Genomic DNA, 11,918 nt, shown 5'->3' on the forward strand with positions numbered 1-11,918 from the left:
ACTCTTATTGATAATCGCTATATTTACAATGCATAGATGATACGTGCTCGGGATGCATTTTTTTAGTGAGGTATGAGGTCGAGATTTGAGCTCGTTGTTTTTAAAAAGAATGCTAACTGCCTTCGTCATTTTCAACTGATTTATCGTTGGAGATCCAGCGGCTTTTGTTTGTGCTTGATGGTTAAAAGTGGCTGCTTTTTTATCCATTCTACTCGTCATCTTCATCGGCTTAATCGTTGGAGATCCAGTGGCTTTGGTTTGTGTTTAATGATTAAAAGTGGATATCCTTTTTGGTTTTATTTTAGGTTTACTAAGCAGAGTAATCTAACAGCTGAATTAACGATTACTTATATTTTGTTTTAAATAACCGATCTAACAATTGATTAGTAAATCCATAATTTTTATTACCAAGTTCATGATGATATTGATGAAACTTAGTAAATACATTCAAGTGATTAACAATTTTCACTTTAAAGTAAAAATCAAAATTTGAATGAATCATAATACTAAACACCATCCCAATAATATGTAAAGTCAAAGCTACACCTAAGCTCAAGGAAAACATAAACATAAAAAGTGGTGCACTGCAGGCAATTAAAAAAGCCTCAATAGGATGTACACTATAGGCAGTCCAAGGTGTGACTGTCATTGAACGATGGTGAACACCATGCGCCTTTCTAAAGGGTTTGAAATGCAATACTCTGTGAACAAAATAAGAATACACTTCATAAAACACTGAAAACATCACGACTTGCAACACAAAATCTATTATTGAGCTTGGCCAAACATCTACGTGCCATATTCGAGTTAACAAACTTAAAGCAGCAAAAATAAAACAAGCCAACATTCCATTTTTAAACTCAAATTTCTTTTGGCCATCTTTTAACGGACGCTTATCAATGTATTCACCAAACCCGACTGCTTTATTTAAATAGTGTGTGAGCCAAGTAATGCAAAGCGCGCAGATGATAAACACCCCCATATTCACCAGCGTCGACATAGCCAAAGCAATCAGCCAATGTGTATGCACCCAAAAGTTTAATAGCTGATTGATTGTTGATAGAATTGTTTGCATGCTTATTTACTTGTCTTATTAAGGAGTAAGGTCTAAAGGGTATGATAAACCTTCATTAGGATTGTGCAATGGTCTGTGTTAAATGTCATGTACTTTTGAATCAGTTGCTGTCATCTACGTTTTAACTTATTCTGAGACTACAAATCGATCTACACTGGTCGATAAACAAAGTATAAACAGGAGCTTAATACTATGAATTTTCAATTAAAAAATTTAAAAAAGCAGTCGTTATTAAAAAAGACACTGATTTCATTTGGTTTATTAGGCTGTATTTTAGGTGCACAGGCACAAAATCAATTACCTAACTTTAAAAGTGAATTTGGAAAAATAACAGGTGATATGCCCGGCTGTGCTGTGGGAATTATCCTTGACGGTAAATTAATTCATGAACAGTATTACGGTATGGCCAATATCCAGTACAACGTGTTAAACGATAAAAAAACCCAATTTAATATGGGCTCAATCAGTAAACATATTACTGCAGCGGTAATATTCAGATTAGAAAAAGATGGCGTAATAAACACAAACGACACGCTAATAAAATATTATCCAGATGGCCCAGCATGGTTTGATAAAATCACTTTATCTCATTTGATTGAACATAAAAGTGGTTTACCCGATTATGTAAATGATCCAGTGATGACTACAGAGTTATTTAAAGCCATAGGTCAAACACCCGAAATCACAAGTGCATTGCTAGTGGGGTTACCCGTTACACATGAACAAATTGTTAAAGCGGTTCTACAAGAACTAAATAACTTTCCTTCACCCACTTTTGAGCCTGGCACTTATGCGACTTATAGTAATACTGGGTATTTATTTTTAGGCGATATTATTAACATCGCTACAGGAAAAGATTTAAACCATTGGGCAAATCATTATATTTTTGAACCCAATAAATTAGAAAATATCACAGTGCACAATAATTCTTCTTCTGAATTAAAATGGGCTGCGACAGGATATTCTCCTTCTCCTTATGGTAACGGTTATTCAAGTTTAGTAGAAACACTAGTATCTTTTGGTGACACAGGTGTGATTACATCATTACACGATTTTACAAAATGGATGACTGTACTTAATCATGCAAACGATAGTGATTCTGTATGGAATGGATTTTTAAAAGAATATTCAAGGGATAAAACTAAAAACTCATCTATAGGTTTATATGATAATGGCTTTTTTATTAAAAAACACAAAAACAATACTATTTATGCGCATAATGGGCAGTCATTAGATCTTATGACAAGCGATTTTTGGGTGTCACCTGAGCAGAAAATTGGATACGTTCAAATGTGTAATACTGAAGTTAGAAAAGTGCCTAGTAAATATAAAATTTTTAAATATGTCGAAGAATATTTAAAATTAGAAGAGAAGTAACACGCAATAAATTCTGAGTTTTATTGATTGTTCTGGGATCGTGCAATGACTAGGTAAATTGCAATGATTAGAAACACCCAAATACTTTTTTCGTATTTGGGTGTTTCTGGAGGGGTTGTCGAAAAACCCTTTTATTTACTTCAATTATTTATAGTTTGTGATGGCGGATATGGAATCCGCGCCCTACATATTCAAACAACAACCTCACAACGCCCAAACGCATTCAAAACCGCTTGCATCGATGCAGTCACAATATCACCACAAATGGCTGCCGCACAATATCGATGTCCATTAATGCTAATTTGCACATACGCCACCGCTTCTGCCTGTTCGTTTTGTGCGCCTTGTTTACTTGGCAAAGCGTGTTCATTGTAATCAAGTAACACAATGTCATGGCCAATTTTGGCGCTTAACGCTCTAACAAATGCATCCAAAACCCCTTTGCCTTTGCCACTAATATCAAAGCTTTGTTTGTCTAGGGTTAACTGCGCGTTTAATGTGTCGGTATTGCCTTCACGCTTAAGCTGATACCCACCAATTTTCGGCGCGGTTTTTGAGTGTAAATACGTATCACAGAAAATTTCATGAATGGCTTTTGAGCCCACTTCTGTTTCGCTTTTTTCAGCAAAGACTTGAATATACGGGCTAAAATCTACCTGCATCCAACGCGGCATTTCTATTCCGTAGTCTTGATCAAGCACATAAGCCACCCCTCCTTTACCCGACTGACTATTAATGCGAATCACCTGCTGATACGTGCGCCCTAAATCACGAGGATCAATAGGCAAATACGCCACTTGCCAATGGGCATTGGCATCCTCTTTACGCTTTTGTGTATCAATTGCCATGCATTTATTAATGGCATCTTGATGGCTACCTGAAAACGCAGCAAACACTAATTCGCCCGCATAAGCATGGCGCGGATGCACCGCTAATTGCGTGCAACTTTCAACCGTCGCAATGATGCGATCCATATCAGATAGGTTTAATTCTGGATCCACCCCTTGGCTATAAATGTTCATGGCCATCGTCACAATGTCCATATTACCTGTGCGCTCACCATTACCTAATAATGTGCCTTCAATTCGATCCGCCCCTGCTAACACACCTAACTCAGCAGCTGCCACACCACAACCTCGGTCATTATGGGTATGCAAACTGATTCTGACACACTCTCGATGACTAATATTATCATTCATCCATTCTATTTGATCCGCATACACATTGGGGGTCGACACCTCAACCGTAGCAGGCAAATTGATGATCACTTTGTTATCAACGCTTGGTTGCCAAACATCAATCACGCCATCACACACCTCTAGCGCATAATCCATTTCTGTACCCGTAAAACTTTCAGGGGAATACTGAAAAGACCAACGAGTTTCAGGCTGCGCCGCTGCCATATCACGCACCCACTTTGCGCCTTGAATCGCCATGGCTTTAATTTCGTCACGTGATTTTTTAAACACCTGCTCACGCTGTACCGTCGAGGTAGAATTATACACATGCATAATCGCTTGTTTCGCGCCTTTTAAGGCTTCAAAACTGCGAGCAATCAAAGGCTCTCTTGCTTGGGTTAACACCTGAATCGTTACGTCTCCAGGAATCAAATCCTCTTCAATTAATTGTCGAACAAAATCAAAATCAGGCGCCGAAGCCGCAGGAAACCCAACCTCAATTTCTTTAAATCCCACATCCACTAATAGCTTAAACATCTCAAGCTTTTGGCTTGGACTCATCGGTTCAATTAACGCCTGGTTACCGTCTCTTAAATCAACGCTACACCAATCAGGTGCCACATTAATAATTTGGTTGGGCCAGCGTCTATCGGGTTTTTGAATAGGAGCAAACGCGCGATACTTATTATGGTTAAAGCTGTTTGATTGAGAATGATGAGTTGACATAAAGCGTACCTAATTTTTTTAATCGAATGAATGTGTAAAACATAGTATGAATGAACGAGTTGACTCAACATGGTAAGTTTATTGTCACCCGCTTCTGGGTAAGAAACCTCGCTCGTCATTCATAGTTAAACTATACGCCATCTTAACTAGAGAATGATTGCAAATTCATTACTAAAAGCACATAGTTAAGCAATTATTCACTACATTTTATATCAACAGTAGTGAAATAACCTAAACATACAATTAATGATGACTAAACTCATTAAAATAGACCAAAAGAGTAGCTAGGCCAAAATGATTAAACTAGACAAAACAGACAAACAAATATTACAACTGATGCAAGACAATGCACGCATCAGCAACTTAGAACTGGCCGACAGCATTGGCCTGTCACCTACGCCCTGCTCACGCCGAGTAAAACGCTTAGTCGATTCAGGCCTCATCAATAAACACGTCACACTACTAAACCCTGCAGAGCTGGGCTTAAACCTAACCGCCATGATCGGCATCACAATGGACCGACACACACCCGAACGCTTTGAGCATTTTGAAGACGCTATTAGACAGTTGCCTGAAGTTATGGAATGTTTAATTGTGACCGGACAGTCTGCAGATTTTTTATTAAAAGTGGTGGTGAAAGATATGCAACATTATGAAAAGTTTTTGCTTGGGCATTTAACGAAATTAGAAGGCGTGACTGGAGTGCATTCTAGTTTTGTTTTGAGGGAGGTGGTTAAGAAGACGGCTTTGCCTTTGTATTGATGTTTTTGGTTTTTTTGGTTTTTTTGGTTTGGTTTGAGGTCGGGGTTTGACCTCATGTATTTATAGATTTTAAAGTTTTCTAATGACCAATTTACTCTGACCCCATTGGTCTGCGTCACACTACTAAACCCCGCAGAGCTGGGCTTAAACCTAACCGCCATGATCGGCATCACAATGGACCGACACACACCCGAACGCTTTGAGCATTTTGAAGACGCCATTAAACAATTGCCTGAAGTCATGGAGTGTTTAATTGTGACCGGCCAGTCTGCAGATTTTTTATTAAAAGTGGTAGTGAAAGACATGCAACATTATGAAAAGTTTTTGCTTGGGCATTTAACGAAATTGGAAGGCGTGACTGGGGTGCATTCTAGTTTTGTGTTGAGGGAGGTGGTTAAGAAGACGGCTTTGCCTTTGTATTGATTTGGTTTTTGTTTTTTAGTTTGATTTGAGGCCAGGGTTTGACCTCGTTAGTTTTAGGCTTTTTAAAGTTTTGTAATTACCAATTTACTCTGACCCCATTGATCTTTAATTGGTAAAGCTTCAAGTATTGAGAAGAATTTCAGTAAGTTTGGACTATCTAGAGCATGTGGGTGGATAACAGCGCTAAAAGTTTTAGGGTATTAGAAAAAATAAAATCAGATTTTTTTATAACATATTCCAAAAGCAGGAAGAATTAGCCTTGCTTGTTAATTTTATAATTCATTATTAACATATCTTTAATTAATAATATAACTTTTAACTTTCAAACTAACCTCTGAATTTCCTATTTTTTAATTCACTTGGATGTCCATAGTAAATATTGTAAATATTGGGGAATAAAAAAGCCCCACAAAAATTAATTGTGAGGCTTTTAAATATCATCAGATATTATAAATCTAATAAACTTTTAATTTATCTCAATTTATAAGTGGGTATAAAATTCCAAGATTGCCTAGAAAGCTCTTCGCTCCATTCACATGCTGAAGCTAACATTGTTCCACCATTGCTTGTTTCTTGGCCTTGAGCAATCTCTAAACATTGACCGGTTTTGGCAATCATTAATTTCGATCCAGCTTTATTCCAAACTTGATCTTGGTTATATCCTGCAACACAATCTTCAACAATTACAATACTAGGGATATGGTAAGAACCACTTGCTTTAATGGTTAAACATTGGGAATTTCCATTCACTATTTTATTATTATCAGCATAGGTCCAATTTTGTAATTTATTATTTACGTCACAATCCCATGATTCAACAAGAGGTTCATCATTATTTAACTCCCATTGTGGAATATTTAGACAGTTACCATCTTTATTTTGTAAAACAAAATTATCAATCACATCTAACTTCCATATTGTATTGGATTGACTATTATCTGTTGTAGTATAAACATCCCCTAAATTATTTGCTAAGTACACATCCAACCATCTATTTTTAATTTGATAGTTATCTCCAGATTTAACAAGCTCCCACATTGCACTCCACCAATGATTCTCAACAATACCAATATCTAGAGTCTGGGATTCCATATGAATTGATTCACCAGAACTTCTATTTTTAAAATGAAAGTATTTTTCATTAATTGGCTCCAATTGCCATTGAGAAATCCAGCTTCCAGAAAATTCCTTTTCAGAATTGATTACACTTCCATTTATCTGCAATGCTTGTTGAGAATTTGAAATTGGGCTGAATGTAAATGGACGTTTGTAGTGCGTGTTAACTGTAAGAATATCACCAGCACTTAATTTTTCACGACCGCTTTGAATTGTGATAGATGGATCATTAGGAATGACATGATTTTTATAAATCATAATAGAATCAAAATCAAATGGTCCTACTCCATTTGATAAATCCATATTACTGGCATGTGGGAAGCTGACACGAATTTTCCAATCATTTAAATGAGCCCCCGTTATTCCTGCTGCATCAATCGCACTTTGATCAATTGTGACATATTCGTCACGGTCATTACGCTGCTGCTCATGCATTAATCCAATTACATGTCCAAGTTCATGTAAATAAGTGCTCATTCCACTATTTGCTAAAACTTCCATTTTAGGTAACCCAGAAGTGGGATACGTGTTAAATCCAGTTGTATTCGTTACCCCACCTCTATTCGGATCTGTAAAAGTAGTAACGGTTAAATACATGCCATGACCAAAATCAAATGCTTCTGGGGATCCAATTTCTATAAAATCAATATTTGTTTTAGACTCCCACTCAAGTATGGCAGCATCTAGATTTAATCTTTGAGTAGAGTTAAGGCTGCTCGCTTGAAAAGGAATGACCCCATTAGGCCATGTTTTATCTTGTCGAATAAGTTGGGTAGGCCAATTTAAATTGCCAAGAAAATATAATTGTTCTTTGTCTCCAACATTACCTGCAATGGCGCTAATTGAAGTAGAAGTTAATAATACTGTAGAAAGTGAGAGTAGTAATTTATTCATGTTATTCCCTTTTATAATTAATATAATTTTTTATCATCTCAAAAAATGATCGATAGAGCTTATTGATTTATTTTACATATATCAATATCACTCATTAGATAATTCGTAATTTCATGACTATTGGCATATAAATTAACTAATCTATAGGGTCGTAGGAAAGTTTATTTATAATAAACTCACTATATTAATAATCTAATATAATAGATTAAAGTGAGTACATTGAATTAATACTTAAATATAACAGTCAAATAAACCCAATGGGGTCGAGTCTTGACTTCGGACTGCTAAAACCCGATGGGGTCTAAAACCCGATGGGGTCGAGTCTTGACTTCGGACTGCTGTGGGGTATGAAGTCAAGATTCCCCCCCTAAGTTACTGCTCAATTAATTACCAAAGTCACTGGATCTCCAACGATGAAACTGTTGAAGATGACGGGGTTACGCAACTTTAGGAAAACTACCACTATCAAAAGGACAACTAGTTATTTTAATTAGTTTGCACCAACCCAAAGATAACACCAAACGGATCTTTAATAATTGCGTTTTGATTGCCATCTGAATCTATATACGATTTAACTAATTGAGCATCTGTTGATTTAAGTGCCAGTAAACTTTCTTGTATATCACCTACTAATAATTTAATAATCCAAGCAGAAGAAATCCCTTCATCTTCATCGAGAAAATTTTTGAAACTTATCATCTTGTTGGCTGGTTCAGAGTTTTTATTATCATAAAGTTGAATGCTATTTTCTGCAGAGTTAATATGTTCACTAAGACCTAAAACGTTTTGGTAAAATCGACTTAATTCTTTGGCTTTTAATACACTGGCATTTTTAGATTCATCTTGAGAATACATTTCAACGCTATGTATACAACCAACTTTTGTGTTTGAGCCTTGCTGGCTTTTCAAATAGGGTTCTAAATTTTCATTGTTTATTTGAGGGATTAAACCAAAAGTAGAACTATTTGGATCAAGAATCACAGCCCAATTACTACTGCCATCATCATTTTGCGAATGCATGAGATCCTTGCCGCCGCTTTTAATGGCTTCATTTAAACTTGCAGAAACATTTTTAACTTGAAAGTGTGGCATCCATTGATTGGGTAAATTCTTATAGGTAGCGGTTTTTAGCCCTATACCAATGATAGGTTGCCCGACATTATTCATTAGATCATTTTGCCAAAGAGCATTGGCTCCAGCGCCTAATACTTTTGCATAAAATTCAATAGCAAGTTCAACTTCACCTACTGCAATGTCGGCTGAAATCACTTTACCAATTTGAGAGCTGAATATTTGAGTCATTGAAAGATTCTTGGTTACTTAAATTTGAATTATATCATAGCGTAAAATTGTTTAGGTGGTATTACTAAGACACCCATAACAACTCACTCCAATTACCACATTAGTAATCTCAACTTATCGATTGTTTGACAAATAACTACCAACTTCTATTTTAGCTGTAACATTTATTTTCACTCACCTCACACATCAGTGGATGTCTTATTAATCTGATACACCCTGTTCACGCCGAGTTAAACCCTAGTCGATTCAGGCCTCATCAACAAACACGTCACACCACTAAACCCTGCAGAGCTGGGCTTAAACCTAACCGCCATGATCGGCATCACAATGGACCGACACACACCCGAACGCTTTGAGCATTTTGAAGACGCCATTAAACAGTTGCCTGAAGTCATGGAATGTTTAATTGTGACGGGGCAGTCGGCGGATTTTTTATTAAAAGTGGTGGTGAAAGATATGCAACATTATGAGAAGTTTTTGCTTGGGCATTTAACGAAATTGGAAGGCGTGACTGGGGGGCATTCTAGTTTTGTGTTGAGGGAAGTGGTTAAGAAGACTGCTTTGCCTTTGTATTGAGTTGTTTCGGGTTTGACCTTATGGTTTTAGTAACCGATGCATCAAGCATTCTAAAGAATCAAAAAATATGATCAGAAGGTTTCTTTAATCTGTAATGCAGAATTTTTTCTTTCATGGGCTTCGAATCACTATTTGAATAACATGCTCTATATGTTTTACCTTCTATTACATATTCATAGACATGGGTGTACCCTTGCTTCTTATCAACTACATTTTCATTAAATAATTGACCGACTGTTTGAACTGTTGATTCAAAATTATATGTTTGCTTAAACACCGCCAAAATAGTTGGCCATTGTTTTTTTACTTTAGCAATTTTAACCTCTAGATCCACTTTTCTTTTATCTATGCTTGCTCGCTTCTTTTCTTGTGATTTTAAAAAAACATTAGTTTTGTATTTTGTATTAATACTTGAATCTTCTATTAACTTAATTAAAACCCGCTGTGCCAATTCAGATGTAGTACCCATAAAACCACCTTCTTCGATTTGTTTTTTTCTCTTACTCAGTGTAAGTTTTCGAACTAATGGAATAGCGTCTTTATAATTTCTGTGTTCGATAATAAATAATGCCGACTCTGTGACTCCCACTATTGGATGCTCTAATAACGAATATAATAATGCTTTAGTTGATGAACAATTTTCATCCAACCTTTTATTCAGCCATTTGAATAGTGGATATTCAACCAAATTAAGATTCTCTTTTAACAAATTGTAGGTCTGATCAAATAATTCCTGATCATCATAAAATATATTTTCATCTTCTCCTTTAATTGAAATCACACACTTACCCGTCAAAGAATACAAATTGGTAAAGTTATTCTCTGATTCATATATTCGTTCCCCAGTTTGAGCCCAGAGACTTAACTTCCATTTTGGTTTTGAAATAACTTCTTTTATTAGTATTCCTTGTAAATTGAAATTTCTTTCATACAATTTATTTGAATCTTGATCATATTTTTCTACAGACTTAATTTGACCTGATTCATACCATCTTTGTATTTCCCCTACTGGCTCATCTTCGACATAATACCCATCTTCAACAAGTGTCTCGTCAAAATACACCTTAACGCAACGCCCTTGACGTAAACCATTTACAAATGAGTCCTCTGTCGTAATGCCCTGCAACTCACTCCAAGCTACTCCAGTAAATGGTTTACCCTCTAAATAAGTAAAATACTGATCATAATCCGATTTATCCTCAACAAATTCCAGATTGTCGTAGTGAGTTCGAAAAACACATTTTAGAAAAGATTTAATCAATTAAAAACCCCATTATTATTAGCCTAAAACTTAGTTCAGCGAATGAATGCGCCGTCGACATTTACTATTTTAATATAATTCAAAACAACAGTTATTACATTTCTGAAACAGTCTCTTGCATAGTATCTCGGCAAAGTCTATCTGCTTTTTTCAATAAAACTGGATGCCGATTTTTACCAGCCATATTAGCAATAGACGTGATTGAATAGTCTAATTCTACACCTACACAAGTGACATAAAGTGGCTTTACACTGTCCCCTCTTAATAATTCGAACTTAGAAGTTATGCCATCAAACCTTCTTTTAGCGACACCAATAATCGGGATTTTTTTATCTAACGCATCAAATAAATGCGCTCCTAATCCAGCTTTAGTTGAACCGTCTAACCAAACGAATCCATCTACCACAATTACATCGGGATTTAATTTATGCTCTTTCAATAACTGAAGTATGCAAGGTAACTCCCTGCGGTAAAAGTTACCAGGCTCATACTCTTCTATATCATTTATAACACTTGTAAATACATCACTTTCAATTTCATCCGTCCATTCATTAAAAGTAACCCCTGCAATTACTGCTTTAGAATTTTTATAATCTACATCAACAGCTAATATCATTTACTTAATTCCTAAAATTAAAATTCATTTGGCGAAACCAATCATGTAATGGGTCAATTCGATTGCTTGATTATACTTTTCATACACAAAAAAACCAATTGGTCGAGTCCGCGCCGTTACCTGCAATATATCTAGCAGGTTAAAGTCCCGCCTTAGGAATTACTCATTCACCTAAGTAGTACTGAAAAGCAGTAAATCAATGGGGTCAAATCAATGCAAATCAATGGGGTTAAATCCTAATACACAAGGATGTAAGTTACATGTCAATAAACCAGAAAGGCCCCCTCGTGACGTACATGGATGAACTAATGCCGTGAATACATCCCTACATGGATGTAAGAAATTAGAAAAACGCAGGAGCAGTTTTCGTGGATGTAATGGAACGGTCAGATTATTAACAAAGCCTTTAATTTCTTCATGGATGAAGAAATAAAACTTAAAAAGTCAGCACATGGATGTGCGCTTGCGACTTAGCAATCAAGAAAGGTTTCCTTTCACAGTATTGCTAACAAAGCTTTTAATTTAAAAAGGGACCTTTAAATTAAATTAAATTAAACTTAAAGAGAAGCACATGGATGTGCGCTTGCGACTTAATAAACCAGAAAGGTCCCC

Annotated in this window: 10 protein-coding genes; 4 read left to right on the forward strand and 6 right to left on the reverse strand. The window is 36.0% G+C overall.

Annotated elements, in window-relative coordinates:
• Positions 1-343 precede the first annotated feature (343 nt).
• A complete protein-coding gene (locus TYM08_RS13755) occupies positions 344-1,075 on the reverse strand; it encodes a sterol desaturase family protein (protein ID WP_422379723.1) in 732 nt (243 codons plus the stop codon).
• A gap of 192 nt (positions 1,076-1,267) precedes the next feature.
• On the opposite strand from TYM08_RS13755, the gene TYM08_RS13760 reads away from it, so the two are divergent.
• Positions 1,268-2,452, forward strand: coding sequence for a serine hydrolase domain-containing protein (locus TYM08_RS13760; RefSeq protein WP_422379724.1), 1,185 nt, complete (start codon positions 1,268-1,270; stop codon positions 2,450-2,452).
• 191 nt (positions 2,453-2,643) lie between these two features.
• On the opposite strand, the gene leuA is transcribed toward TYM08_RS13760, so the two are convergent.
• A complete protein-coding gene (gene leuA, locus TYM08_RS13765; RefSeq protein ID WP_422379725.1) occupies positions 2,644-4,356 on the reverse strand; it encodes a 2-isopropylmalate synthase in 1,713 nt (570 codons plus the stop codon).
• 294 nt (positions 4,357-4,650) lie between these two features.
• On the opposite strand from leuA, the gene TYM08_RS13770 reads away from it, so the two are divergent.
• A complete protein-coding gene (locus TYM08_RS13770) occupies positions 4,651-5,118 on the forward strand; it encodes an Lrp/AsnC family transcriptional regulator (RefSeq protein ID WP_422379726.1) in 468 nt (155 codons plus the stop codon).
• Positions 5,119-5,292: 174 nt separating this feature from the next.
• Positions 5,293-5,541: an Lrp/AsnC ligand binding domain-containing protein gene (locus tag TYM08_RS13775; protein WP_425325070.1), complete on the forward strand. Its 249-nt coding sequence runs from the start codon at positions 5,293-5,295 to the stop codon at positions 5,539-5,541.
• Between the two features lie 471 nt (positions 5,542-6,012).
• Here the strand turns inward: TYM08_RS13775 and TYM08_RS13780 are convergent, their stop codons facing one another.
• Complete coding sequence (locus tag TYM08_RS13780; protein WP_422379727.1) at positions 6,013-7,551, reverse strand: M12 family metallopeptidase; 1,539 nt, start codon at positions 7,549-7,551, stop codon at positions 6,013-6,015.
• A gap of 486 nt (positions 7,552-8,037) precedes the next feature.
• Complete coding sequence (locus tag TYM08_RS13785) at positions 8,038-8,853, reverse strand: hypothetical protein (RefSeq protein WP_422379728.1); 816 nt, start codon at positions 8,851-8,853, stop codon at positions 8,038-8,040.
• 327 nt (positions 8,854-9,180) lie between these two features.
• On the opposite strand from TYM08_RS13785, the gene TYM08_RS13790 reads away from it, so the two are divergent.
• Entirely contained in the window at positions 9,181-9,429 is a 249-nt protein-coding gene (locus TYM08_RS13790) for an Lrp/AsnC ligand binding domain-containing protein (RefSeq protein WP_425325071.1), read from the forward strand.
• A gap of 58 nt (positions 9,430-9,487) precedes the next feature.
• On the opposite strand, the gene TYM08_RS13795 is transcribed toward TYM08_RS13790, so the two are convergent.
• Entirely contained in the window at positions 9,488-10,690 is a 1,203-nt protein-coding gene (locus TYM08_RS13795) for a hypothetical protein (protein ID WP_422379729.1), read from the reverse strand.
• 94 nt (positions 10,691-10,784) lie between these two features.
• On the reverse strand, positions 10,785-11,306 hold the full coding sequence (locus TYM08_RS13800) for an endonuclease V (RefSeq protein ID WP_422379730.1): 522 nt from the start codon (positions 11,304-11,306) through the stop codon (positions 10,785-10,787).
• Positions 11,307-11,918: the final 612 nt, after the last annotated feature.

The organism is Marinicellulosiphila megalodicopiae, assembly GCF_045862395.1.
GTDB lineage: Bacteria > Pseudomonadota > Gammaproteobacteria > Pseudomonadales > Natronospirillaceae > Marinicellulosiphila > Marinicellulosiphila megalodicopiae.

Excerpts from the sequence above, each read along its gene's own strand:
- TYM08_RS13755 (WP_422379723.1), bottom strand. The coding sequence starts at position 1,075 with ATGCAAACAATTCTATCAACAATCAATCAGCTATTAAACTTTTGGGTG.
- TYM08_RS13760 (WP_422379724.1), top strand. The coding sequence starts at position 1,268 with ATGAATTTTCAATTAAAAAATTTAAAAAAGCAGTCGTTATTAAAAAAG.
- leuA (WP_422379725.1), bottom strand. The coding sequence starts at position 4,356 with ATGTCAACTCATCATTCTCAATCAAACAGCTTTAACCATAATAAGTAT.
- TYM08_RS13770 (WP_422379726.1), top strand. The coding sequence starts at position 4,651 with ATGATTAAACTAGACAAAACAGACAAACAAATATTACAACTGATGCAA.
- TYM08_RS13775 (WP_425325070.1), top strand. The coding sequence starts at position 5,293 with ATGGACCGACACACACCCGAACGCTTTGAGCATTTTGAAGACGCCATT.
- TYM08_RS13780 (WP_422379727.1), bottom strand. The coding sequence starts at position 7,551 with ATGAATAAATTACTACTCTCACTTTCTACAGTATTATTAACTTCTACT.
- TYM08_RS13785 (WP_422379728.1), bottom strand. The coding sequence starts at position 8,853 with ATGACTCAAATATTCAGCTCTCAAATTGGTAAAGTGATTTCAGCCGAC.
- TYM08_RS13790 (WP_425325071.1), top strand. The coding sequence starts at position 9,181 with ATGGACCGACACACACCCGAACGCTTTGAGCATTTTGAAGACGCCATT.
- TYM08_RS13800 (WP_422379730.1), bottom strand. The coding sequence starts at position 11,306 with ATGATATTAGCTGTTGATGTAGATTATAAAAATTCTAAAGCAGTAATT.